The following is a 23780-nucleotide window of genomic DNA, read 5'->3' as shown; positions in this document are numbered from 1 at the left end:
TTGGCTCTTAGGTGTGCTTGCTACCTAATACCGCGACTATCCGCGCGCCAAGCTCGACGTGAAATTCGTGGTCGAGCGCGACGACGAGGAGACGGCGGCGGCGCTGCGCCTGCATCGGCCGCGCGCCCCGCATGAAATCCTCGTGGCGCCGGAGGGCGCGCCGCGCACCAAGCCCCGCGCGCTCAATATCGCCATGCCGCTCGCGCGCGGCTCGCACGTCGCGGTCTATGACGCCGAGGACATTCCGGACGGCCGGCAATTACGCCGGGCCGCCTCCCTCTTCGCCGCCGCGCCCAAGGACGTCGCCTGCCTGCAGGCGAGCCTTGTTATCGACAACGGCGCGCTGAACTGGATGACAGGCATGTTCGCGCTCGAATACGCCGCGCTTTTCGACGTCCACAACAAGGGGCTCGCGGCGCTCGGCCTGCCGCTTTTTCTCGGCGGCACGTCGAATCATTTCCGCTTCGAGGCGCTCAGGGAAATCGGCTTCTGGGACGCCTACAATGTGACGGAGGACGCCGATCTCGGCCTCCGCCTCGCGCGCGCCGGCTATGTTGCGCGCACTTTCGACTCGCACACATTCGAGGAGTCGCCGGCTGATTTTCGCGCGCTCGTCAAGCAGCGCACGCGCTGGCTCAAGGGCTGGATGCAGACGGCGATCGCGCATTGCCGGCATCCGGCGCGGCTCTTCGCCGATCTCGGCCCGAAACGCGCGCTCGCCGCGCTCGCCATGTTTGTCGGCGGCATACTCGGCCCGCTGATCGGGCCGCTTCTGGCGGGCAGGCTCGTATATGACGCGCTCTTCGGCGCGCTGCTGGCGCCGAATACGCCGTTCGAGACGGCCTGCAGCGCGCTCTGGTGCTTCGTCGCGGTCTCCGGCGCGGCGGCGCTGCTCGCGCCGCTTCTCATCGGAATGCGGCGGCGTAAACTCGAGACGCATTGGCCGGCGCTGCTCGGGGCGCCGCTCTGGCTCCTCATGCTCAGCGTTGCCTGCTGGCGGGCCGTTTTCGAGCTCTGGCGCAAGCCCTTCCATTGGGAGAAGACCGAGCATGGCCTGACCATGCGCGGCCCTCCCCAGCCGCAATCAGGCGAAGAGCCATTGTTTGAGCGTGAAGCCCGCGCTTAGCGCCTTGCTGTAATGCTCGTGCAGAACGATGTGCGTCATGCCCGCGCGCGGCAGATCGCTCTTCTTCAATCTCCGGAAGAAGGGGACGAGAACTTCCTCGAAATTGCCGACGGTATATTTGCCGCTGTGACGGTCCGCCACGCGCTCGGCCACATTGGTGAAGAGCAGCATCAGCGCCTTGAACAAAGCGGGGTTGGCGATGTTCTCGTCAATGGCGTGGAGGCCGAGCCCATGTCGGCAGGCCCGCATATACGCATTGAGAACGGCGTAGACTTCATCCGCGGGCGCGCCGACGAAAGCGCCCTTGATGGAGCGCAGCCCTGCGTTGAAGGTCACCCGCGAGATCATGCCCTTTTTACGCTCGGCGGGGCTCAGAAAGCCAACGAGCGCGCTGTCCTTGCGGGTGTGGAACAGGTCGAAGACGTTGTGCAGAAGCGCTTCCGTCTCCGTCTCCACCTCGGAAAGGCGGCGGATGTCGAGCAGCAACTCGTTGGGGACGGGGCGCTGCTTGGTGTTGATGTCCATGAACAGGCGGCATTCCTGCGCGCGCGTCAGCCGGTTGTAGATCACGACCGGCACGCTCACCGAGGATTTGGCGAGCTTGAAGCCGAAGACGCGATGCTGGCCGTCGATGATGAGAAACGCTCTTGGGTCCTTACGGAAAGTCAGTGCGCCCGTATCCTTGTCGAAGGACAGATGCGCGCGCGTCTGCGCCGAGAGCACGACGGCGCCGGGCACCGTTCCGAAACCGGCGTCGATATAGCGCGCGATGGATTTGGCGCGACGCTCGTCGAGGAGGCGCTGGAAGCCGTCGATCGGATTCTCCGCCCGCGCGTCCACTGCGCAGGTCTGGGCGAGAAGGTCGCTCGGCAGCACAAGGGAATAAAAGCGGTGCTTGCCTTGCGTGACGACGAAAGCGCGTTCGCTCACCGTCTTGGCTTTGGAGGCGTCCGACCGGCGGCTCGAATAGTCGCCGCCGTCGGCGAGGGGGGTGGAGTCGGCGAGGTCGCCAATCGTGTCCCGATCCATTCTTGTGATCCCATCGAAGCGCGAACTTGACAGCGTTCGCGATAGCTGACTCGACGAATCAAAATCGGCACTCGCGCCAGAGGCTAGGCGCGAATGGCGACGAGAACAAGATGTGCGGGTTTTTCGCGGCGGCCCAACAATAGCTGGCCAAGGCGATCGGGGCGCGTTGTTGAAGGGGGTGCGTCAAAATGCGCTCAGCTTAATCACAGTTATTCGGGCGACCTAGATTTACAAGTCGCCAGCGTAAACTTAGCGTTGTTGGCGCGTCAAAATCACCTGCTTGAAAAGCGGCGCAATAGAAGGAAAAAACAAATGGCCCTCCCCACCGATCCGTCCCAGAAAATCAAGCCGCTGCTGATCGCGCTCGGCGTCATCGGCGTGATCGTCCTGGTCATCACCCAGGCTCCGTCGATCGTTCGTTATCTTTCCGCCTGATAGGCGGCCCGATTGCAATAGTAAGACGATTTTAAACGGGGGCGCGCTGCGCTCCCGTTTTTTGTTTTTGACCAGCCGCGCAAGCCCGGCCTTCCTTTACGCCGCGCGGGTCTGTAATATTTCGGCGAAAGCGGCCCGGCGGGTTGGAGGCGTTTCGCCCATGAGGTCGATCATCTCGTCGATCAGACGGTGGACAGGACAGCCGCTGACGCGGCGCATGAACAGAAGATTTCGCATGAATCGCTACGAACGGACGCCGCAGCCCACCGGCGAGGCGGAGATCGAGTTTCTCGACGGGGAATATCGCGTCCGCAAGCCGGGCGCCTATGTGCGCTGCGCCGTCACCGGCGAGCCGATTCCACTCGAGGATCTGCGCTACTGGAACGTCGATCTTCAGGAGGCCTATGCGGGCCCCGAGGCCAAGTTGATGAAGCTCGGCCTACTCAAGAAGCCCTGAGCCGGCCGCGTTCGAGCGCTTCCGCCATAGCGGCCGAGAGCGCGTCCGAATTTTCGAAGGCGAGGCCGATCGGTAGAACGTCGAAGGACAGGGCGCTTCCGCGCAGGCGCACGGCGTCTTTCTCCGTCGTCACGAGCCGCGCGCAAAAGCGCTGTTGAAGAGCCGCCAGGCAGGAAATCTCGGCTTCGCTGAAGCGATGATGGTCTGAAAAGCGGCGCGTCGCGACGATATCCGCGCCGGCCTCTTTCAACGTGTCGAAAAACTTTTCCGGCCGGCCGGTCCCGGCGAAGGCGACGACGCGCGCGCCTTGCAGGCGTCCCGCGGTCGCTTCGTCCGGAACGATGCTGGCGTTGAAGACCGGTTTTGCTCGCCGCCGCGCGAGATCCCGCCCGGCGGCGCCGTCGCCAATGACGACCAGCGCATCGGCCGCGGCAAGTTGCGCCGCGAGCGGCGCGCGCAGGGGACCTGCGGGGATGCAGCGGCCGGCGCCGGCGCCATATGCGGCGTCGATTACGAGCAATGACAGGTCTGCGGCGAGCCGGCGGCTGTGGAACCCGTCGTCGAGGACCAAAACCGTCGCGCCGAGCGCCCGCGCGAGCCTCCCGCTTTCGGCGCGGTCCGCGCCGACGATCGTGAGCGCGTGACGCGCAAGGAGCAGCGCTTCGTCGCCTGTCGCATCTGAATCGTGTTTCGCGAGGTCGACGGCGAAAGGTTCCGGACGCGCGCCAAGCGGGCGCCCATGGCCGCGCGTGAGCAATGCGGGCTTTTCGCCATTCGCGGCGAGCATCCCGGCGAGCGCGATCGCCGTCGGCGTCTTGCCGTCGCCGCCGGCCGTCAATCCGCCGATGACGACGGTCGGCAGCGCGGCGCACGGGGGGCGGCGAAGAAGCCGCTTCGTCGCGACGGCCCCGTAAGCGGCGCCGAGCGGCGAGAGAAGTCGCGGCAGGATGCCATCCGCCCGCCAAAACTCGGGCGCGCGCATTTACCGCCCCGTGACGGCGATTTGCGCGAGGAAGGGCTCCACGGCCGTCATAATTCCGCGCGAGGCGCCGCCGAGCTTCTCGACGGCTTCCGCCCCAGCCCGTCCCATGCGACGCATGCGCGAGGGGTCCGAGAGCAGATATTGCGCCGCGCGCGTGAGCGCGGCCCCGTCTGCGACGCGGGCGGCGGCCTTGGCGGCGGCGAGTTCGCCATAAACTTCGTTGAAATTATCGATATGCGGCCCGTAAAGAATGGCGCAACCGAGCTTCGCGGGTTCGATGGGATTTTGCCCGCCGCCGGGTATGAGCGACTTGCCCATGAAAACGACGCCGGCGCTGCGAAAGACGAGACCGAGTTCGCCGATCGTGTCGGCGACATAGACGCCCATCTCGCGACGCGGTTCGCCGTCGCGCGTGCGCAAGCCGACGGCGAGGCCCTTGGCCTCGGCCAGCGTTGCGATCTCGGCGCCGCGCTCCCGGCGGCGGGGCACGATGACGGTGAGAAGCGAAGGCGTCTGCTTCACGAGCTCGGCATGAACGTCGAGGACGATCTCCTCCTCGCCCGCATGAGTCGAAACGGCCGCCCAGACAGGCCGATTGCCGATCGCTCCGTTGAATTCCGCGAGGCGCGCCGGGTCGACGGGCGGGGGCGGCACGTCGAATTTCAGATTGCCGGCGATGCGCACGCAGGGCGCGCCGAGCGCGAGAAAGCGCGCGGCGTTTTCGGAGTCCTGCGCGAGGCAAAGGTCGATCGAGCCGAACACGCCGCGCGCCAGGCCTGGCGCGCTGCTCCAGCGCTCCGCCGACTTACGCGAGATGCGCGCATTGGCGAGCACCAGCGCGACGCCGCGCGAACGCACGGCCGCCACCATGTTGGGCCACAGTTCCGATTCGGCGAAGATGGCGATGTCCGGCCGCCAGTAATCCAGAAAGCGGTCGACGAATTTCGGCGCGTCGAGCGGCATGTACTGGTGGAAGGAGCCGGCCGGCAGGCGCGCCTGCAGCAGCCGCGCCGACGATACCGTGCCGCTGGTGACGAGCACTTCGGCTCCGCGCTGGATGAAGCGGTCGATCAGCGGCAGCAGGGAGACGGTTTCGCCAAGGCTCGCGCCGTGCAGCCAGACGAGCCGCCCCTCGGGCCGCTCGCGCGAGGCGATTCCCAAACGCTCGTCGAGGCGCGCAGGATCTTCCTTGCCTTCCGAAGCGCGCCAATGCAGCACGGCGCCGGCCAGGGGCGTCGCCGCGATGGTCGCCAATCGATAGAGCGTCAGAAGCGGCATGTTTCCTTTGTTTTTCGAAAGCTGCCGCGCTTTGTTCCAGGCGGCTCGGCTTGCGGCTCGCGGTCCGCGCCGCGCGTCGCGAGACGGGACGTCTTATTCTTCTCGAAACGGGCGAATTTTGGAAGGCGCCAAAACGCCCGCTTACAGCTTGTCGTGGTCGGGATCGAGCAGCTTGTAGAGGTGCACGACGAAATAGCGCATATGCGCGTTGTCCACAGTCGACTGCGCTTTCGCCTTCCACGCCGCGAGCGCGCTTTCATTGTCCGGATAGATGCCGACAATGTCGAGCTTCGAGGGATCGCGGAAGGAGACGCCCTCCAGTTTCTCGAGTTCGCCGCCGAAGACGAGATGCAGCAGTTGCTTTTCTTTTTTGGCGGGCGACGTGTGCTTTGTCATGACCAGTCGATTCCTTCCGAAACGGTCCGGGCTATGTTGCGGGTTTCCTCGATGAGAGGCATGGGCGCGGCGACCAGCATGCCGCGCCTGGAGGAGCTGCGATTATAGGTGATTTCGCCGCCCTCCACTTCTTCCAGCGCGACGCCGGCCTCGCGCAGAATGACGTCGGCGGCGGCGATGTCCCAATCCCGCGCGTTGGGCGATGAGATGACGAGGTCATGGCGGCCCGCGGCGATATCCACAAGCCGCAGGGCGAGGGAAGGGGTGCGCGGCGCGATCGCGATGTTCTGCGGCAGGGCGGCGATGCGCGAATGCAGCGGGCGCGGCGCGATCGCCAGAGCGCCGGCGATCGCCGTGCGCCTCGCGGCCGCGAGGCGTTCGCCGTTGAGGAAGGCGCCATGACCGCGCGCGGCTGTGAAAGTCTCCCCGCGCGCCGGGGCGTGGACGACCCCCGCCGTCGGCCGCCCGCCCTCGATGAGCGCGATGCAGACCGCCCAGCGCTCGTCGCCGCGGGTGAAGGCGTGGGTGCCGTCGATCGGGTCAACGATGATGAGACTGTCGCGGGACAGACGGTCGTCCGAGTCGGCGGTCTCCTCCGAAAGCCAGCCCGCCTGCGGCGCGATGCGGCGCATTTCCTCGAAAAGGAACCGGTCGACGGCGAAATCCGCCTCGGTGACGGGCGAACCGCCGCCCTTGTAGGACACGGCGGCGGCGGTCCGTGCGCCGGGCCGGAAATAGGTCATGGCGATGTCGCCCGCCTCGCGCGCGACGGATTCAAGGCGCGTCAGAAAGACGGAAAGGGCGGATTCGGCAAGGGGCATCAACCAAAGCAGTAGGGGACCCGCCGCCCGCCTGCAAGGCGTTCGCAAATGCGAAATGCCGACAATTTGAACAATTCCGTTTTCCGCCGTTTACCCTGCGGTCTCGATTATGCCGAAAAGCCAATGGTTTACGCCAGATTCACCAGGGTTTTTAGCGCTTTGGCCGCCGTCCCCGCCTCAGGATCGCCCCGGCAACGAGTTCGAGTCCGAATATTTGGGAGGGGTCCATGTTCGAAGCCGTGAAGGCGCGCAAAACCAAGGAAGCGGTTCTCCTGCAACGCGACTGGCGGGCGGACGGCGGCGCGCGCCGGGTGCGCGTCACGCGCAGCGACATCCTGATTTCGCGCCGCTTCAGCGGGGTCGAGATGATGATCTCGGTTCCCGTGCCCGCCTATGACGGGGTTGCGCTCGACGTGGTGGAGGGGCGCGACGGCGCGCCCTGCTATCGGCTGTCGCTCGCCCATCGCGACCGCGATCTCGACGTGGTGCTCGCCGAAACGCAGGACAGCGGCGACGCGGCCGCCGACTGGAAATATTGGGCGAGCTATCTCGGCTTGCCGCGCCTCGCGGCGGAGAATGGCGAACTCACGGAAGTGGACGCGGTCGGCGGCGCTCTTGCCGGTCATCCGCGGCGAGGCGCGGCCGCCGTGCGCCAGCGTCGCCCGCGCTTCCTGACCCGCCGCAAGCCCGGCGTCGCCGCGCGCATGGCCGAAGTCTTCGCCGGCGAGCGCGAGATCATCTGCTACGAGTGATCCCGCATATTCGATTTGTACAGGCATGGGGCATTTCCCTCTCCCGTTTCATGGTCGTTTCATGGGGAGAGGGAGGGCCATTCAGCCGACGACGCTTTCGAATCCTTGCCGGATGAAATCTTCCTTGAGCTTGCGGCCGATGAAGACGAGGCGCGACTCGCGCTTTTCGCCCTCCTTCCACTCGCGCTGCAAATCGCCGTCGAGAATCATGTGCACGCCCTGGAAGACAAAGCGGCGCGGCTCGTTCTTGAAGGCGACGATGCCCTTGCAGCGCAGAATGTCGGGGCCTTCCTTCTGAACCAGCTCGTTCAGCCAGGGCACGAAGCGCTCGGGATCGACCTCGCCCGGATGGCGCAGCGAAATCGACTGCATCTCAGCGTCGTGAATCGCTTTCAAATGGCCATGGCCGTCATGGTCGTGATGGTGATGGTGGTGGTTGTCGTGGCCGCAGTCCGGCCCGCATTCATGATCGTGATCATGGTGATGGTCATGCTCGTGATGCGCATGACCATGGTGGTCGTGATCGTGCTCCTCCACCGCAAGGAAATTCGGTTCGATCTGAAGAATGCGATCCAGGTCGAAGGCGCTGCGCTCCAGCACGGCGTCGAGCGGCACATTCGCTTTCACGGCGCGATGCAGCGCCGCGTAAGGATTGATGCCGCGAATGCGCGCCTCGACCTCCTCCAGCTCTTCCGGCGCCACGAGGTCGGTCTTGTTGAGGATGACGACGTCGGCGAAGGCGATCTGCGTCTTGGCTTCCGGCGCGTCCTTCAGCCGGTCTCTCAGCCATTTCGCGTCCGCGACCGTCACGACGGCGTCGAGCGCCGCCGCGTCCTTCACGTCGGCGTCGACGAAAAAGGTCTGCGCGACGGGCGCCGGGTCGGCGAGGCCCGTGGTTTCGACAATGATCGCGTCGAACTTCCCGCGCCGACGCATCAGGCCTTCGATGATGCGGATCAGATCGCCGCGCACCGTGCAGCAGATGCAGCCATTGTTCATCTCGAACACTTCCTCGTCGGCGCCCACGACGAGGTCGTTGTCGATGCCGATTTCGCCGAACTCATTGACGATGACGGCGTAGCGGCGGCCATGCTGCTCGGTGAGGATGCGGTTGAGGAGAGTCGTCTTGCCGGCGCCGAGATAGCCGGTGATGACGGTCACGGGAATTTTGTCGGTCACAATATTTCTCCGATCGCGGCGCTTCACCCTCCCCTGGAGGGCTAGCAGATTCACACATCTGTGTTGGTTAGCGGCGGCGTTGGTTGGGTGAGGGCGATGGCGTATTTTCCGTGCTGGAATTTGAGCCATCCGGCGAGCATGACGACGGGACCGGGTTTTCCGTAATAGCCGGTCCAGCCGCCGAGGCGGGCGAGCACCCAGGACGCATAGGCCAGGGACCCTCGCGGATGCGGGTTCTTCTGGCGCTGCGTCTTGCCTTCGAGGGTGGCGCAATAGGCTTCCAGCAGCGGTTGGTCCTTGGGCTCGAAGGCGTCGAGGAGCGGGCGCAGACGTTGCGGGTCGCCGCCGTCTCGGGCGTGGACGAGTTGTTGGATCGTCACGGCCGCGATCAACGTCGCGGCCGCCAGGGTCTGGCGCGGCGCGTCGTCTTCCATGCGCACGGCCTCGATGTCGAAGCCGTCGGTCTTCATCGTGCGGAACAACTGCTCGATCGCCCAGCGGCGTCGATACAGATCGACGACCCCGAGCGCTTGCGCGAGGCCGTCGACGGGGCGCGTCGTGATCAGACGCCAATGGACGTTTTCGCCTGGGGGCGGGTCGATCTCGCGCACGTCGACGAGATGGACCGCGATCGTCGACGGATCGTTCCTGGCCGCGCCGTTCCTGGGCCGCGCGAGATCAAAGCGCCCATGCCGGACGGCCAGCGTCGCTTCGCGCGCCGGCCGTCCGGGCCTGGCCGGAAGCGACAGCGTCGCCCGCCCGGCCTCCTCCAGCGCATCCAGGCGCGCAAACAGCCGCTCGCCATCCTCCAGCGCGCGGTCCTGCGCGGCGCGCACGAGGAGGTGAACCCCCGGCGGGCGCCGCGCGAAGGCGGAATAAATATCGCTCTCGCGATCGGCCACGACCGTGACCTCGCGCGCCGAAGCGCAAACTTTCGCCGCCGCCGCCGCGCCCTCCAGCCAGCGCCGGCTTTCCTTGTCCTCGATCGGCCGCTGACGCCGATCCGCCTTGCGTCCCGTCGCGCGTTCGAGGAACTGCGCGTGCGCCAGACCCACGATCGAACCGTCCTCGGCGTCGACGACGAGGGTCGGATGCAGATAGAGTCCGCCGCCGCCCCCGGACTTGACGACCGTCGTGTCCTGAATCGCCAGAACCGCGCGCCCCGCGCAACGCGCCGACGCGCGCGCGGCCGCCGTGGCGAACATCTCCGCGCCGGTCACCGCCCGATTGCGAAGAAAGCGCGTGATCCTGATCTCACCAGCCCGGTCGCCGCCGAGCCGACGAATGCGTATGCCCCCGCCGCCCTCCGCCACCAGCCGGGAAAGCAGAAAGGCCCCCCTTTTTCCAGTCGCGCGTCGCCAAAGCGACCCAGCGTCCGTCCGTCCATCGTCCGTCCCTCCGATTCCTTCAAATGGAATCAGACCCCCAGGCCCTACGCAACCAAGATGTGTGAATGCGGTAGCCCTGGAGGGGGAGGGTCGGACTGCGTAGCAGGCCGGGGTGGGGCCTCAACCACATAGGCGCGGGATTTCACCCCACCCCGCGCCTTCGGCGCGACCCTCCTCCTCTAGGGGAGGGTGGAATGCCTGCTAAGGCGCCAGGGCTTTGGTCAATTCTCTAACATTGTGGCGCATCATGTCGACATAATTCGCGCCGCCCTCTCCGGGCTCGGAAAGCGCGTCCGAATAGAGCGTGCCGCCGACGCGGGCGCCGGTCTCCGCCGCGATGCGCTTCGCAAGGCGCGGATCGGAGATGTTCTCAAGAAACACCGCGCCGACCTTGTTCGCCTTCACGGCCTCGATGATGCGGGCGATGTCGCGGGCGCTGGCCTCGGCCTCGGTCGAGACGCCCTGCGGCGCGATGAACGCCACGCCGTAGCGCGCCGAGAAATAGCCGAAGGCGTCATGCGTCGAGACGACGCGGCGACGCTCCTTCGGAATGGCGTCGAGCGCCTTGACGATCTCCGCGTCGAGCGCGTCGAGCCGGGCGAGATAGGCGCCCGCATTGCCCCGATAGGCCTCGGCCCCCTGCGGGTCTGCGGCGATGAGCGCGTCGCGGATCTCGGCCACATAGATCTTGGCGTTGGCGACGTCCTGCCAGGCGTGCGGGTCCGTTCCCTCCTCGCCGGGCCGCGCCGCGACGCCCTTTCCGAGCGTGACGATCGCCCCTTCGCCTTTGGCGGCCGCGACGAGTCGCTCCAGCCAGCCTTCGAAGCCCAGTCCGTTGACGAAGATCAATTTCGCCTGCGCGATCTTTCGGCCATCGGCGGGCTTCGGCTGATAGACGTGGGCGTCGCCGTCCGGCCCGACCAGCGTCGTGACGGAGACGCGGTCGCCGCCGACTTGCTTCACGAAGTCGCCGATGATTGAAAAGCTCGCGACGACGGGAATTCTATCGTCCGCAAGGGCGGGCGCGGCGAGCATGGCGGCGCCGAGAGCGACCAGCCGGCGGCGTGTGAGCATGACCGTCATCCCTCCAAATGCCGGCGCGGTCGCTTCAGGCGCAAAACGCCGCCGGCGCGGCCGAAAATGAGCGAGGCGAAATAACAGAGTCCCGCCGCCAGAATGATGGCGGGGCCGGTGGGCGCGCCGGTCTCGTTCGAGAAGACGAGGCCCGCATAGACGCAAAGCGCCGCGACGCCCGCTGCGAGGGGAAGCGCGACGGAGAGCTCATGCGTCCAGAGCCTTGCGGCCGCAGCCGGCAGCATGATGAGGCCCACCGCCATCAGCGTGCCCAGCGCCTGAAAGCCCGCGACGAGATTGAGAACCACGAGACCGAGAAAAAGAAAGGGGACGGCTTCGCCCATTCGGCTTGTCTGGCGCAGGAAGAGGGGATCGAGCGTGTCCATCACCAGCGCGCGGTAGAAGACGGCGAGCGCGACGAGGGTCAGCGTCGAGACCCCGGCGAGCATGATCAGCGCGCCGTCGTCCAGGCCGAAGACCGAGCCGAAGAGAACGTGCAGCAGGTCGACGCTCGAACCTTTGAGCGACACGAGCGTGACGCCGAGCGCGAGCGAGACAAGATAGAAGGCGGCGAGCGACGCATCCTCGCGCAAGGTGGTGAAACGCGAGGCGGCGCCGGTGGCGAGGGCGACGACGAGGCCTGCGACAAGGCCGCCGAAGGTCATGGCGGGGAGGGAAAGGCCCGCGACGAGATAGCCGACCGCCGCGCCGGGCAGCACCGCATGGGAAAGCGCGTCGCCCGCGAGCGACATGCGTCGCAGGATGAGGAAGACGCCGAGCGGCGCTCCGGAGAGTGCGACCGCCAGCGAGCCGATGAGCGCGCGGCGCATGAACTCGTAATCGAGAAAGGGCGCGATGAAGACGTCAGTGAGCATGTTCGGCTTCTTCGTCGCGCAGGCACTCGCGCGCCGCCCGGTCATAGGCTTCCGACATGGCCCGCGCCTTTGCGAGATTATCCGCGCAAAGGGTCGCTCGCGTCTCGCCCCAGGCGATGAGCTCACGGGCGAGCAGAAGCGTTTGTGGAAAGGCGCGCCGCGCGAGGTCCAGCTCGTGCAGAACGGCGACGACGGTTCGGCCCTCGCTTCGCCATTGGGCGATGAGCGCGAGCAGGTCTTGCGTCGTCGCCTCGTCGATCGCGCCGAAGGGCTCGTCGAGCAGGATCACCCGCTGGTCCTGGACGATGAGGCGCGCGAAGAGCACGCGCTGCATCTGTCCGCCGGACAGCGTGTCGATGGGCCGGTCGTCCATGCCGGCGAGGCCGACGCGGGCGATGGCCTCGGTCGTCCGCTCCCGTTCCTTCGCGCCGATGCGGCCGAAAAGGCCCACGCGGCGCATGGCGCCCATGGCGATGAAATCACGCACATTGATGGGAAAGGAGCGATCGACTTCGACGAGCTGGGGGAGATAAGCGATGTCCCGCGCCGAGGCCCCGGCGCGCTCGATCCGCCCGCCGAGCGGCGGCAGGAGCCCGGCCAAGGCCTTCAAGAGCGTCGATTTTCCGGCGCCGTTCGGGCCGCAGACGGCGAGCGCCGCGCCGGGCGCGATATCGCCCTCGAGGTGGTGGACGGCCGGGCGCCGGTCATAGCCCAGCGTCAGATTGACCAGGCGAATCGGTCCCGGCGCCATCGCCGCGCTCAATGGAGCGCCCAATAGACGCCGGCCCAAAGCGCGGCGAGGACGAACGAAATCCGGAGGAGACGCGCGGCCGCGGACGATTCCAGCAGCGACGCGCGGACGGCGGCGACACGGTCGCGCCCGCGGCTGCGCGCAAAACCTTCTAGAGCGTGATCGTGAGCGTGACGATGGCGCTGGGTGGTCGCGTCGGTCATACCGGACGTTATAATATAACGCGACGCAGGAGCAAGCGTCTCGCGTGGTCGCGGCCGCGTCCGTACTTTTTACGCCCCCTCGGCGATGGACAGGGCGGGGCGACTCTGCTATTTCCCCTATCCACGGGTCAGGCGCTCCGTCAGCGCCCGGCGACCTATTCCCAATTCGGACAGACTCACGGGAATCGAAATCCCGCTGGGCCGCCACAGACAGGCAGGATGGTTTCGTGCAAGTTCTCGTTCGCGACAACAATGTCGATCAGGCTCTGAAGGCGCTGAAGAAGAAGATGCAGCGTGAGGGCATCTTCCGCGAAATGAAGCTGCGCGGCCATTACGAGAAGCCGTCCGAGAAGCGCGCCCGCGAAAAGGCCGAGGCCGTTCGTCGTGCCCGCAAGCTGGCCCGCAAGAAGCTGCAGCGCGAAGGCCTGCTGCCGGTGAAGGCCAAGTCCACGGGTCGCTGATAGCGGTCGTCGACTGGCCGATTCTGCCGAATTCCTGCCATATGGAGACGCTTTTTTAACCGCGTCCGGCAAGGAATGGGCTGACTTCAAGTCGCATAGGGTCGAGAGGGTTTTCAGGCATGGGCTTCCGCCTCGCGGCGTCGTTTCGCTTGTCTCCCCTTTCTTTGCGCGCTTGGTGTTTGAGCGGCGCGGCGTTGTCCGCGCTTCTGCTCGCGGGCTGCGAGACGGCGAGCGGCATCCGTCCGCCGGGCCGCGGCATCGCCGAAATCACGGACACGGACCCCAAGGCCGCGACCGCCAATCTCGATTCGCTGACCGAAGTCATCCGGCGCAATCCCAGCAGCGCCGAAGCTTATAATACGCGCGGCGTCGCCTATGCGCGCGTGGGCCGCTTCGGCGAAGCGATCGCCGACTTTTCGCAGGCGATCAAGATCGACCCCAACAACGCCGCCGCCTACACCAATCGCGCGCTGGCGAGCCGCCAGGCGGGGCAGAACGACTCCGCCCGCGCCGATTTCGACCACGCAATCCAGGCCAATCCGAATCATGCGCCCGCCTATATCGGCCGCGCCAATCTGCTGCGCGCGCAGGGCAATCTCGATCAGGCGCTGGAAGACCTGAACGCCGCGATCCGCCTGAACCCCGAGAACGCCCAGGCCTTCCATTCGCGCGGCCTGATCCATCAGAAGCGCGGCGACGACGCCCGCGCCGTCACGGATTTCGACAACGCCATCGATCGCGATCCCTTCGCGGCGGCGCCTTATCAGGCCCGTGGCGAGAGTCTCGTCGCGCTGGGCAAATACGACAAGGCGATCGAGGACTTCAACGCGGCCCTCAATGTCGACAATAAGAGCGCGCTGGCCTGGGCCTGGCTGGGCGTCGCCTATGACAAGAGCGGCAATCGGCAGAAGGCGCAGGAATCCTATCAGCGCGCCCTGCAGCTCGATCCGCAGCAGCCGGTCGCCAAGCAGGGCTTACGCGGCTGACGCAGAGAAGCCGCGCGGTTATCCGGCCGTGTATGGAGTCGCGCCGCTGATCCCGCGCGAAAGACGCTGACTTGATTTCAGCGTCGCTCTTCGCCGCGCCGGTCTTCCTGCCACTGGCGATAGACCTTCACCGCGAAGGCGACGATCAGCACGATTGCGGCGCCGGCTCCTGACAGCGCGCGCTCCAGCGTCGCGTGATCGACGCCGCGCAGGCTTTCGAGAACGGCGGCGTCGGACGCAGCCATGTCTCCCGCGACCCAGCCGAGCAGGCCCGCGCCGGCCCAGACCAGAATCGGAAGGCGCTCCAGCGCCTTCAGCAGGAAGCCGGCCCCGAACATCACGATCGGGACGGAAAGGGCGAGCCCGAAGACGATGAGATAGGCCGAGCCGCGCGCGGCGGCCGCGATGGCGAGCACATTGTCGAGCGACATCACGGCGTCGGCCATGATGATGGCGATGACGGCGCCCATCAAATCGGGCTTCGCCTTCATGTCCGAATGCTCGGTCTCGTCGATCAGCAGCTTGACGGCGACGAGCAGAAGGAGCAGGGAGCCGAAGGCCTTGAGATAGGGAATGCTCATCATCTGAACGACGAGCAGCGTGAAGATCACGCGCAGGATCACGCCGCCCAGCGCGCCGAGAAAAACGCCCCAGCGTCGCTGCTTGACCGGCAATCCGCGGCAGGCGAGGGCGATGAGGATGGCGTTGTCGCCGGAAAGCAGAATATTGATCCAGATTATTTCGAGGACTTCCCAGCCGACCGCGATTTCCGAGCCCATATCTCCCTTTCCTGCGCGCCGCTTGCGAGCCTTGCCGCTGCATAAACCGTTTTCGGCTCCCGCGAAAGCCGCCCGGCCCCCGCGCGCGGGCACATGCCGCCATGCGCAGCCAGCCGGCTCCCTCGGGAACATTTGCTGCGAAGATTTGTTCTCTGGGCTCAGCGGACCCGAGAAAAGGTCCGCAACGCGCTTAGGAGGCGAAGATGGGAATGGCGACGCAAGGCGGCAATCTGATTTCCAGCGAGAATGTCGAGGGCACGGCCGTTTATGATCCCTCCGGCAACAAGATCGGCCAGATCGACCATCTGATGATCGACAAGGTTTCGGGCGTCATTCGCTACGCGATCATGACCTTCGGCGGGTTCCTCGGAATCGGCGAGGGTGAGCATCCGCTGCCCTGGAAGGCGTTCAAATACGACACCAATCTCGGCGGCTATGTGACGAACGTCACGGCGGAGCAGCTTAAAAACGCGCCGGAATATGACGAGACGAGCTGGTCGAACCGCGATTGGGAGTCGCGTCTCCATCAGCATTTCGGTTCGCAGCCCTATTGGGAAGAGGGCGGGACTTCCGGCGCGGGCTCGCAGAATCGCGGCACGGATCAGACGGCGGGCTTCTGACCGCCGGCGCAAAAGCAGCAAGGCCGCCCGAGCGGCCTTGCTTCGCGTTTCGATTGCTGCATTCTTCGCGCATGATTTTTGCGAGCGGTTGCGATGATTAAGCTTTCCCCTCTGGCGATCATATTGCTCGGCGCCGCGATGGGCGCTTACGCCCTGGGAGGCCGTGCGCCCGACGCGGAGGCGCAGCGCTACGACATCGAGCGAGCGCTGTCGCAAGTAAAGCCGCCGGAAGGCTTCTCCATATCGCTCTATGCGCTGGCGCCGAATGCGCGGACGCTCGCCGTTGGGCGGAAGGGCAAGGCGATCTTCGTCGGCACGGATGAAAAGCGCGCCTATGTGATCACGCCGGGCGAAGGAAAGGCGAAATCTGTCGACGTCCTCCTGCCGTCGGCGAGTCTCGTGATGCCGCATGGCGTGTGCCTGTCGGAAGACGGCGCGCTGTTTCTTGTCGAGCGCAACCGCGTGACGCGCATCGACGACGCGGAAAACGCATGGCGCGACGCCGCATCTGTCGCGAAGACCATCGTGAAGCCGGGCGACCTCATTCCGCGCAGCGAGGAAAGCAGAGGCCACTCCGCCCGGGTGTGCAAGGTCGGCCCGGATGGCAGGCTCTATATCGCGCTCGGCCAGCCGCACAATGTCACGCCGCGCGACAGGCTCGCGCTTTACGAGAAGACAGGCATGGGCGGCATTGTCCGCATGAATCCGGACGGCTCCGGCCGCGAGGTCTTCGCGACAGGCATACGCAATTCGGTCGGCCTGGCGTTCGACGACAGGGGGCGGCTCTGGTTCACCGATAATCAGGTCGACAGCATGGGCGACGACATCCCGCCCGGCGAAATCAATCGCGCCGACAGGCCGGGCCTCAATTTCGGCTTTCCCTGGTATGGCGGCGGCCATGTGCGCACGCATGAATATGCGAAGGATGCGCCGCCGGAAGGCGTCGTTTTTCCGCAAGTCGAGGAAGTCGCGCACGCGGCCGATCTCGGCCTGACCTTCTACCACGGCGCGATGTTCCCGGAAAAATATCGCGGCGGGATTTTCTCGGCGCAGCACGGGTCGTGGGATCGCAGCGTCCCCGTCGGCGCGCGCGTGATGTTCACCACGCTCGGCCCCAATGGCGAGGGTGGCGAGAGCGCGCCCTTCGCCGAGGGTTGGAACGCCGGGCGGGGCGGCTATCTCGGCCGGCCGGTGGACGTCGCGGAGCTGGCGGACGGATCGCTGCTGGTCACGGACGATCAGAACGGCGCGATCTATCGCATCGCCTATCGTGCGAAGTGACGATGTTCAGAGCCGGTCGTCCCACCACACGACGCGGCCAAGCACCGCGACGCGCTTCGCTTCGGACGCGCGCAGGAACTCAGGATCGCAGGCGGGGTTCTCGCTCAGGACGATGACGTCGCCATTTTCCCTGAGCCGCAGGCGCTTTGCACGCAACGCGCCGGACTTTTCGAAAACATATATGTCTTTCGGCTCCGAGCCGCTCTTCGCCTCCGAAAGGCGCGTATCGCTTTCATTGACGAGCAGCAGCGCGCCGTCGCCGAAAATCGGCCGCATGCTGTCGCCCTGCGCGCGCATGAAGGAGAGCTTGGCGCCGGGCGGCGCGAGTTTGCGCAGCATCCATTGGGGGAACGCCAGCATGTTCTCGACGGCGACGGCCGACGTCTCGGCGCCCGCGCCAGCGGCCACTCTCGCGTCGAGGCTCGGAATGCGACGGAACTCGGCGCCGATATCGCCGACGGCGCCGGGCGGCGTTGCGACCACGGGGTCGTCGGAGAGGCCGAGCAGATAGCTCATCGACACGTTGAGCCTTGTCGACAGCGCCATGAGCAGCGGGGCCTGCGGCTCGTTCCGCCCCGCACAGGCCCGTCGCAGCGTATTTTCTGGAATCCCCAGCGCCTTCGCCGCTTTCGCGATCGATCCGAAAGGCGCGACGAGCGCACGCACGCGTTCCGCGAATTCCCGTAGATGTTCCGGGCGCGGCTCGCTCATTTCCTCAACCATCTATGGTTGACGAATGACTTGTTCTGGCGTATATCCACCATTCGTGATCGACAGCGAAGTCCGGCCGCACGAAGATCGAATCGTCGCGGACGGCCAACATGTTCTGTAGCCTATCCTTTTTCGCGACCACTCGTCCATGTGGGTCGCGCGATCGCGTTCGTCGCCGCTAGAGTTTTCAGGGAGAGATATTGGATGCAGGCCTCTGTCGAGGAAACCGCGATCGGCATGTTGACTGCGGTGATGAATCTCTATGGGGCTGAGGCCTATGCGGAGATCGTCGCGGCCTTCCGCTGCGCGCTATCTCAGCCGGATGAGGAAGCCGTCGCCGGGACATTGTGCGAGGCGCTGCTCGAAGTGATCCGCAATCGCACCAACGCGCTCACTGAGAACCGATAGGGGAAACGGTCAGCGCGCGTCCGTCATCGCCCGTCACATGCGCGTCGATCATTCGCCCCGCCTCGACGCCCGGCATGCGCGCGAGGGTGAAATCCGCCGCGCGTGCGCCGCCGCCGCGTTCGGTGAGGAAGCGCAAGGTCTTTCCCTTTTGCGCGTCGAGATGGCGCAGGAGCGCGCGGTCGCCCGCTTCGCGCAGGCGCGCGGCGCGCTCCTTTGCGATCTCGCGAGCGACTTGCGGCATGCGGGCCGCTGGCGTTCCGGGGCGCGCGGAGAAGGGGAAGACATGCAGATGCGTCAGCCCGCATTCCTCGACGAGCGCAAGCGTCCGCGAGAACATGTCGCAGGTCTCGGTCGGGAATCCCGCGATGAAATCGGCGCCGAAGACGATCTCGGGCCGCGCCTTGCGGAGCGCGACGCAGAAGCGGATGGCGTCCTCCCGCGAATGGCGCCGCTTCATGCGCTTGAGAATGAGATCGTCGCCGGCCTGCAAGGAAAGATGCAGATGCGGGCAGAGGCGCTCTTCCTCGGCGAGCGCGGCGACGAGATCGTCATCCGCCTCGATGCAGTCGATCGAAGAGAGACGCAGCCGCGCGAGCCCCGGCAGCTCGCGCAGCAACAGACGCGCGAGGCCGCCGAGTTTCATCTCCCCGGCGTCATAGCTTGTAAGATCGACGCCGGTAAGCACGATTTCCTGCTTCCCGCTCTCGACCAAAGCGCGGGCCTGCGCGACCGCCTCCCGTGGCGCGACGGAGCGGGACGCGCCGCGCCCGGCGGGGATGATGCAGAAGGTGCAGCGATGGTCGCAGCCATTCTGCACGGCGAGAAAGGCGCGTGTGCCCTCTTCCGCCGCGCGTGCGCGATTGGGCTGTTCGTCGGCGACGACGCGCGTCACGCCGTCCATCGCCGCGAAACTTTGCGGGTCAATGCGCGCGGCGCAGCCCGCGACGACGATCTGCGCCTCCGGCTGCTCGCGATGCAGGCGGCGAATCGCCTGTTTAGCCTGGCGCGTCGCTTCATTGGTGACGGCGCAGGTGTTAACGACGACGGCGCCCGGATGCTGGCGCGCCAGCTCCTCGCTGTCGACTAGGTTCAGGCGGCAGCCGAAGGTGAGAACTTCCGCTTTTCGCGGAAGCGCTCCCGTCCGCGCGCTCATGCGGCCGCGCCTTCGAAAAGGCTTGAAGTCAGCCGCGTCTCGAACTCGAACTCCACTGGCCCCGTCATCATCACATGATCGTCGGGGCGCCATTCGATGTGAAGGTCGCCGCCCGGCAGGCGAACCCGCGCGCGCCTTTCCGTGAGCCCCGCGCGAGCGGCGGCGACGAGGGTCGCGCAAGCCGCTGAGCCGCAGGCCTTGGTCGCGCCCGTTCCGCGCTCCCAGACGCGCAGCAAAATATCGTCGCGCGCGAGAATCTGCGCGAAGGAGACATTGGCGCGCTCCGGAAAGAGCGGGTGATTCTCAATTCTTCGTCCGATGGTCTCAAGCGGGATCGCCATGGCGTCGTCGACAAAGAAGACCGCGTGCGGATTGCCCATGCTGACGGCGGAAAATTGCGCGGGCGCGCCTGAGACGGGCGGGTCGAGCGGCGCGGAGCGCGTGTCGGCCTCATGCGCCAGCGGGATGGCGCGCCAGTCGAGGCGCGGGCGGCCCATATCGATGGTAAAGACGGTTTCCGCCTCGCGCCGCGCCTCGATCCGCCCCGCGTCGGTCGCGAGCGACAGCCGCTCCTTGCCCTCGCGCGCCAGCGCCCAGGCGACGCAGCGCGCGCCATTGCCGCAGGCTCCGGAAAGCGAGCCGTCAACATTGTAGATGCGGATGAAGGCGTCGTCGCCCGGCGCGACGGGATCGTGCACCGCCATGAGCTGGTCGAAGCGCAGCCGAGGCGCCGCCGCGATGGCGCGGGCCTCCTGCGGGGCCAGGACATGGTCCGTCCTGCGCAGGTCGAGCACCAATATCTCGTTGCCCGCGCCGTTCATGCGGAGGATGGGGTGATTGTCGAGCGGATGCGGCATGCGCGTCTTTCCATTGGGACGCGGTCGTATATAGAGACTGCGTCGCTTCAGCGCTACTTCGCGACGCCCGACGCAGGCGCACCGCCCGACGCCTGTCGCATTTGCGCGCCAAGAGTCGCCTACGAATCGCTTTCGCCAAAAAGGGGACGCAGCAGGAATGGACGAGGAACCGGGTCTGATCGACGCCCTTAGAACCCATTGGCGGGCGCTGGCGATTTTCACGCTTCTCGTCGCTTCGGCGGCCGTCATCGCCGAGCGTCGCATGTTCCCCGGCGTTTCGGAGGAGGACGACAGGACGGCCGCGGCGCCGGCGCCCGCCGCGCCGGAGGCCGCTAAGCCCGATGAAAAGGCCGAGACCGCGAAGCCCGGGACGCCGGATGCCGCGCCCTCGGTCATGAGCGAGACCGTGACGGTCGACGCGCGCCCGGCGGCGGTGCTGAAGGGGCAGGGGAAGTGGGAGGGCGCCGCCAAGACCCTTTCCGAGGCGCTGGCCAGGCTCAACGCGGCCGTGAAAAAGGCCGGGCTGACCGCCAATGGCCGTCCGGTCGCGGTTTTCACCAAGACGGACGACACCGGTTTCTCCTTCGAGGCCATGGCCCCGCTCGCCGCTGCGCCGGAGGGCAAGCCGAAGCTTCCAGACGGCGTGGAAATCGGAGCCTCTCCGGCCGGCAAGGCGCTGAAATTCCAGCATCGCGGATCATATGACGAAATCGACGCCACATATGAGGCGATCGCCGCCTATCTCGACGAGAAGGGCCTGGATACGAAGGACCTTATCATCGAGGAGTATCTAACTGATTTCAAAAGCGAAGACGCCAATGTCGACGTGGATATCTACGTCTTCCTGAAGTGAGCGGCAGGATGCGGTAAGAGCCCAGCCATTGCTAATGCCGCGCGGAATCGGCTAATCGGCGACTTGAGCCCATCCGGGCGGCTGCGGGTCGACTGATGAAGCTTTTCCGACTTTCGGGCGTCTGCGCCCTCGCGACTCTTGTTACCGGCGCCGCCTGGGGCCACGCGCTGGTGCTCGGCTCGACGCCGCGCCCGGAAGAGACCGTCGAGAGCGACGCGCTTGGAATCGAGATCCGCTTCAACAGCCGGATCGACGCCGCGCGCTCCTACCTGAAGCTCTTCAAGATCGACGGCGACTCTGTCCTTCTCCCCATTCTCGACGCCGGCAGCGCCGACACGCTGAAGGCCAGGGCGACGGGCCTGACGAACGGGCGTTACCGGCTGCATTGGCAGACGCTGAGCCCCGACGGCCACATCACCCAGGGAGACATTCCCTTCTCGGTGAGCCGCTAAAGATGCAGCTCTTCGTCGATATTTACGGCTTCCTCGCGGTCGTGCTGCGGGGATTCATCCTCGCGGCGCAGAGCGTCACGGTGGGCGGCCTCGCCTTTCTGCTGATGCTGGTCTGGCCGCTGGCGCCGCGCCTCGCCGGCGCGGGGAATGCGCTGGAGCGTCGTGCGCTGCAGCTCGTTTTTATCGCGGCCTGCGCGCTGGGCGTCGCCGAGGCGCTTGCGGCCGCCGCGCTCACCGTCATGCTGGTCGGCACGCTCGAAATTGCGCTCCATGAGGCAGCCGGCGCGCGAGCTGTCGCCGTGGACCTGATGGCGGGCGTCATCGCGAGCGTCATCGCGCTCTCGGCCTGGCGCGCCCAACGCGGCGGCGCGGCGATCCGCTCGGCCGCGCCGGTGCTGTCGGCGCTGCTACTCGGGGTGCAGGCGGGCTCGACCCACGCGGTCAGCCAGTTCGAAGGGGCGGTCGCGCTGTCGGCGGCCGAGTTCCTCCATATGGTCGGCGCCGCTGTCTGGATCGGCGGCATTCCCTATTTCCTCATGGCGCTGACCGATGTCCCCGACCCGCAGGCGCGCGCGCTTGTCGCCCGCCGCTTCTCGCATATGTCCGTGGGCGCGGTCACGACGCTGCTCGCCGGCGGCCTGCTGATGGCGGTTTTCTATGTCGCGGCGCCCCCAGCCATATACGGCACATCCTACGGCCTCATGCTCAGCGCCAAGATCGTTCTGCTGCTCGGCCTTCTCCTCCTCGGCGGGCTGAATTTCCTTGCCGTGCGCAAACTGGAGAACGAGCCTGCCGGACCGCTGCTGCGCACCCGCCGCTTCGCGGAGACGGAAATCGGCATCGGCCTCACGGTGATCTTCTGCGCGGCCTCGCTCGCCTCGCTGCCGCCGGCGCGAGATCTGCCCAACGACCGAGCGAGCTTCGCCGAGATCCTCGATCGGCTGGAGCCGCGCTTTCCGATCCGGCTCGACAGCCCGGATTTCGAGGCGCTGTCGGCCGCCCTGCCGCCGGAGGCGCTGAAAGAGCTGCCGCCGGGCGCGCAGCCGCCGCGTTCGGCGGCCGACATCGCCTGGTCGGAATATAATCATCACTGGGCGGGGATCTTTGTCTTCATCATGGGCGTGATGGCGCTGCTCGAGCGCGCCAGCCGGCGACTCGCGCCCGTCGTGCAGCATTGGCCGCTGGTGTTTCTGGGGCTTGCGGGATTCCTCTTCCTGCGCGCCGACGAGGCCGTCTGGCCGCTCGGGCGCCTCGGCCTCATCGAGAGCCTGCGCGATCCCGAGATCGCCCAGCACCGGCTGCTGACGCTGCTCATCGTCGCCTTCGGCCTGTTTGAATGGCAGGTGCGGCTCGGGCGCATCAAGGCGTGGTGGGCGGCTTATGTCTTCCCGATCAGCGTGGCGACGGCGGCGGCCTTTTTGCTCACCCATTCCCATGCGCTCGCCAATCTCAAGGAGGAAACGCTGATCGAGATCACCCATACGCCGCTGGCGCTCGCGGGCGTCGCGGCGGGCTGGTCGCGCTGGCTGGAGTTGCGGCTTGACGGCGATGCGAAGAAGATCGCAGGCTTCGTCTGGCCGACAGCCTTCATGATCGTCGGGCTGTCGCTGATCTTCTATCGCGAGGCCTGAAGGATCGACGAGAAGTCCTTCCAGCGCTCCCAGGGCGTGCCGCCGAACGCCGCCTTGAACGCCGCGTCGAAATCCTCGCCACGCTCCAGCGCCCGCATTAGCCGAGAGAAGCCGCCCGGGTCGCTTTTGCGCAGCCAGGCGATGAAAATCGCCGCCTGCCGGTAGGCGAGGCGCTGGCGGAAGCTCTTGCGATCGCAGCCCTTTTCGCAAGGGGGCTCGGCGGCGAAGGGGATCGCCGCGAAATTGGCCCAGGGCGTCGCGTCGAGAATGATGCTGAAGCCGTTGCGGATCGCCTGCTCGGCGTCGGCGTCGCTCACGCCTTCGGCGGCGCCGCCGTCGGAGGCCATCACGGCGAGGCCTTCCGTGAACCATTGCGGCGGACGCGGCGCGCCGCGCGGCCGCCAGCCGAAGAGATGGACATGCGACAATTCGTGCGTCAGCACGCCGGTCAGGCGGCTGGCCTCGTTCTTACAGAGCGCGGGCGAGAGCAGGGCGCGACCGGCCCGGGAGACCCCGGCTACGTCGGAATCCCCAAGGCCGTTGGCGCGGGCATAGGCGTTGAAGTCGTCATAGACGCCGATGATCGGCGGTTTGCCGAAAGGCCGGCCATGCTCGGCCTCGACCTTGGCGACCGCCGTGGGCAGGACCGCCGCGACGGCCTCAGCGCAGATACGGGCCTTCAGTTCGTAATGGATCCTTGGGTCCGACGCCAGCGCCGGCAGGTCGGCGGGATCGTGCAGCTCCGCCAGCAAGGCCGCCCGCAATCCGGGCCGGATCGTGAAAGAGACGGCGAGCGCCGCGACCAATGCGAGCGCGGCGAGGGCGACAGCTTTCATGACCCC

At 66.4% G+C, this 23780-nt stretch carries 26 protein-coding genes and 1 pseudogene; 12 read left to right on the top strand and 15 right to left on the bottom strand.

What is annotated here, in order from left to right; genetic code table 11:
• The first annotated feature begins 58 nt into the window (after positions 1-58).
• Positions 59-1126, top strand: a complete 1068-nt coding sequence (locus ACNHKD_RS16040) for a glycosyltransferase family 2 protein (protein ID WP_442754483.1) — start codon at positions 59-61, stop codon at positions 1124-1126.
• On the opposite strand, the gene ACNHKD_RS16035 is transcribed toward ACNHKD_RS16040, so the two are convergent.
• The gene (locus tag ACNHKD_RS16035) at positions 1085-2155 is read right to left on the bottom strand and encodes a DGQHR domain-containing protein (RefSeq protein ID WP_442754482.1); all 1071 of its coding nucleotides are present in this window, start codon (positions 2153-2155) and stop codon (positions 1085-1087) included. The genes ACNHKD_RS16040 and ACNHKD_RS16035 overlap by 42 nt on opposite strands.
• 312 nt (positions 2156-2467) lie before the next feature.
• Here ACNHKD_RS16035 and ACNHKD_RS16030 point away from each other — a divergent pair, with 312 nt between their 5' ends.
• A complete protein-coding gene (locus tag ACNHKD_RS16030; RefSeq protein WP_442754480.1) occupies positions 2468-2590 on the top strand; it encodes a hypothetical protein in 123 nt (40 codons plus the stop codon).
• 235 nt (positions 2591-2825) lie between these two features.
• A complete protein-coding gene (locus ACNHKD_RS16025; protein ID WP_442754479.1) occupies positions 2826-3047 on the top strand; it encodes a DUF2093 domain-containing protein in 222 nt (73 codons plus the stop codon).
• Here the strand turns inward: ACNHKD_RS16025 and lpxK are convergent.
• The 4 genes from lpxK to ACNHKD_RS16005 all read right to left on the bottom strand — a co-directional run bounded on the left by lpxK (position 3034) and on the right by ACNHKD_RS16005 (position 6524).
• Positions 3034-4029: a tetraacyldisaccharide 4'-kinase gene (gene lpxK, locus ACNHKD_RS16020; protein WP_442754477.1), complete on the bottom strand. Its 996-nt coding sequence runs from the start codon at positions 4027-4029 to the stop codon at positions 3034-3036. The genes ACNHKD_RS16025 and lpxK overlap by 14 nt on opposite strands.
• Positions 4030-5307: a 3-deoxy-D-manno-octulosonic acid transferase gene (locus ACNHKD_RS16015; protein WP_442754476.1), complete on the bottom strand. Its 1278-nt coding sequence runs from the start codon at positions 5305-5307 to the stop codon at positions 4030-4032.
• 141 nt (positions 5308-5448) lie between these two features.
• A complete protein-coding gene (locus ACNHKD_RS16010) occupies positions 5449-5703 on the bottom strand; it encodes a DUF4170 domain-containing protein (protein ID WP_442754475.1) in 255 nt (84 codons plus the stop codon).
• Positions 5700-6524, bottom strand: coding sequence for an inositol monophosphatase family protein (locus tag ACNHKD_RS16005; protein WP_442754474.1), 825 nt, complete (start codon positions 6522-6524; stop codon positions 5700-5702). Before ACNHKD_RS16005 ends, ACNHKD_RS16010 begins: the two co-directional genes overlap by 4 nt.
• Before the next feature lie 227 nt (positions 6525-6751).
• Between ACNHKD_RS16005 and ACNHKD_RS16000 the strand changes: the two genes are divergently transcribed.
• Positions 6752-7276 (top strand): DUF6101 family protein, encoded by a 525-nt coding sequence (locus ACNHKD_RS16000; protein WP_442754473.1) that lies wholly within the window; start codon positions 6752-6754, stop codon positions 7274-7276.
• A gap of 81 nt (positions 7277-7357) precedes the next feature.
• Here the strand turns inward: ACNHKD_RS16000 and ACNHKD_RS15995 are convergent, their stop codons facing one another.
• From ACNHKD_RS15995 to ACNHKD_RS15975, 5 genes are all read right to left on the bottom strand, one after another.
• Complete coding sequence (locus ACNHKD_RS15995; protein WP_442754472.1) at positions 7358-8455, bottom strand: CobW family GTP-binding protein; 1098 nt, start codon at positions 8453-8455, stop codon at positions 7358-7360.
• A gap of 50 nt (positions 8456-8505) precedes the next feature.
• Entirely contained in the window at positions 8506-9768 is a 1263-nt protein-coding gene (locus ACNHKD_RS15990; RefSeq protein WP_442754317.1) for an IS4 family transposase, read from the bottom strand.
• 276 nt (positions 9769-10044) lie between these two features.
• On the bottom strand, positions 10045-10917 hold the full coding sequence (locus ACNHKD_RS15985; protein ID WP_442754471.1) for a metal ABC transporter substrate-binding protein: 873 nt from the start codon (positions 10915-10917) through the stop codon (positions 10045-10047).
• 5 nt (positions 10918-10922) lie between these two features.
• Entirely contained in the window at positions 10923-11792 is an 870-nt protein-coding gene (locus tag ACNHKD_RS15980) for a metal ABC transporter permease (protein ID WP_442754470.1), read from the bottom strand.
• On the bottom strand, positions 11782-12543 hold the full coding sequence (locus tag ACNHKD_RS15975; protein WP_442756919.1) for a metal ABC transporter ATP-binding protein: 762 nt from the start codon (positions 12541-12543) through the stop codon (positions 11782-11784). The genes ACNHKD_RS15980 and ACNHKD_RS15975 overlap by 11 nt, the downstream gene beginning before the upstream one ends.
• 430 nt (positions 12544-12973) lie before the next feature.
• Here ACNHKD_RS15975 and rpsU point away from each other — a divergent pair.
• Both rpsU and ACNHKD_RS15965 read left to right on the top strand, forming a co-directional pair.
• Positions 12974-13192 (top strand): annotated as a pseudogene (gene rpsU / locus ACNHKD_RS15970) (30S ribosomal protein S21); the annotation flags it as partial.
• 134 nt (positions 13193-13326) lie between these two features.
• On the top strand, positions 13327-14193 hold the full coding sequence (locus tag ACNHKD_RS15965; protein WP_442754469.1) for a tetratricopeptide repeat protein: 867 nt from the start codon (positions 13327-13329) through the stop codon (positions 14191-14193).
• A 77-nt stretch (positions 14194-14270) separates the two neighbouring features.
• Here ACNHKD_RS15965 and ACNHKD_RS15960 read toward each other — a convergent pair whose 3' ends face one another.
• Positions 14271-14972 (bottom strand): TerC family protein, encoded by a 702-nt coding sequence (locus ACNHKD_RS15960; protein WP_442754468.1) that lies wholly within the window; start codon positions 14970-14972, stop codon positions 14271-14273.
• A gap of 209 nt (positions 14973-15181) precedes the next feature.
• Between ACNHKD_RS15960 and ACNHKD_RS15955 the strand changes: the two genes are divergently transcribed.
• On the top strand, positions 15182-15592 hold the full coding sequence (locus ACNHKD_RS15955; protein ID WP_442754467.1) for a PRC-barrel domain-containing protein: 411 nt from the start codon (positions 15182-15184) through the stop codon (positions 15590-15592).
• A gap of 93 nt (positions 15593-15685) precedes the next feature.
• Positions 15686-16873, top strand: a complete 1188-nt coding sequence (locus tag ACNHKD_RS15950) for a PQQ-dependent sugar dehydrogenase (RefSeq protein WP_442754466.1) — start codon at positions 15686-15688, stop codon at positions 16871-16873.
• Positions 16874-16879: 6 nt separating this feature from the next.
• Here ACNHKD_RS15950 and ACNHKD_RS15945 read toward each other — a convergent pair whose 3' ends face one another.
• Complete coding sequence (locus ACNHKD_RS15945) at positions 16880-17584, bottom strand: XRE family transcriptional regulator (protein WP_442754465.1); 705 nt, start codon at positions 17582-17584, stop codon at positions 16880-16882.
• Positions 17585-17788: 204 nt separating this feature from the next.
• Between ACNHKD_RS15945 and ACNHKD_RS15940 the strand changes: the two genes are divergently transcribed.
• Positions 17789-17992, top strand: coding sequence for a hypothetical protein (locus ACNHKD_RS15940; RefSeq protein WP_442754464.1), 204 nt, complete (start codon positions 17789-17791; stop codon positions 17990-17992).
• Here the strand turns inward: ACNHKD_RS15940 and ACNHKD_RS15935 are convergent.
• Both ACNHKD_RS15935 and dapF read right to left on the bottom strand, forming a co-directional pair.
• On the bottom strand, positions 17976-19145 hold the full coding sequence (locus tag ACNHKD_RS15935; RefSeq protein WP_442754463.1) for a radical SAM protein: 1170 nt from the start codon (positions 19143-19145) through the stop codon (positions 17976-17978). The genes ACNHKD_RS15940 and ACNHKD_RS15935 overlap by 17 nt on opposite strands.
• The gene (dapF, locus tag ACNHKD_RS15930) at positions 19142-20002 is read right to left on the bottom strand and encodes a diaminopimelate epimerase (RefSeq protein WP_442754462.1); all 861 of its coding nucleotides are present in this window, start codon (positions 20000-20002) and stop codon (positions 19142-19144) included. The genes ACNHKD_RS15935 and dapF overlap by 4 nt, the downstream gene beginning before the upstream one ends.
• A 157-nt stretch (positions 20003-20159) precedes the next feature.
• On the opposite strand from dapF, the gene ACNHKD_RS15925 reads away from it, so the two are divergent.
• From ACNHKD_RS15925 to ACNHKD_RS15915, 3 genes are all read left to right on the top strand, one after another.
• Positions 20160-20855, top strand: coding sequence for a GyrI-like domain-containing protein (locus ACNHKD_RS15925; protein ID WP_442754461.1), 696 nt, complete (start codon positions 20160-20162; stop codon positions 20853-20855).
• A 95-nt stretch (positions 20856-20950) separates the two neighbouring features.
• On the top strand, positions 20951-21307 hold the full coding sequence (locus ACNHKD_RS15920) for a copper resistance CopC family protein (RefSeq protein ID WP_442754460.1): 357 nt from the start codon (positions 20951-20953) through the stop codon (positions 21305-21307).
• Between the two features lie 2 nt (positions 21308-21309).
• Positions 21310-22938, top strand: coding sequence for a copper resistance D family protein (locus ACNHKD_RS15915; protein ID WP_442754459.1), 1629 nt, complete (start codon positions 21310-21312; stop codon positions 22936-22938).
• On the opposite strand, the gene ACNHKD_RS15910 is transcribed toward ACNHKD_RS15915, so the two are convergent.
• The gene (locus ACNHKD_RS15910; RefSeq protein WP_442754458.1) at positions 22923-23774 is read right to left on the bottom strand and encodes a hypothetical protein; all 852 of its coding nucleotides are present in this window, start codon (positions 23772-23774) and stop codon (positions 22923-22925) included. The genes ACNHKD_RS15915 and ACNHKD_RS15910 overlap by 16 nt on opposite strands.
• Positions 23775-23780: the final 6 nt, after the last annotated feature.

The organism is Methylocystis sp. JAN1 (genome assembly GCF_052186135.1).
In the GTDB taxonomy this organism is placed as follows: domain Bacteria; phylum Pseudomonadota; class Alphaproteobacteria; order Rhizobiales; family Beijerinckiaceae; genus Methylocystis.
This window is presented reverse-complemented; position numbering and strand designations above follow the sequence as displayed.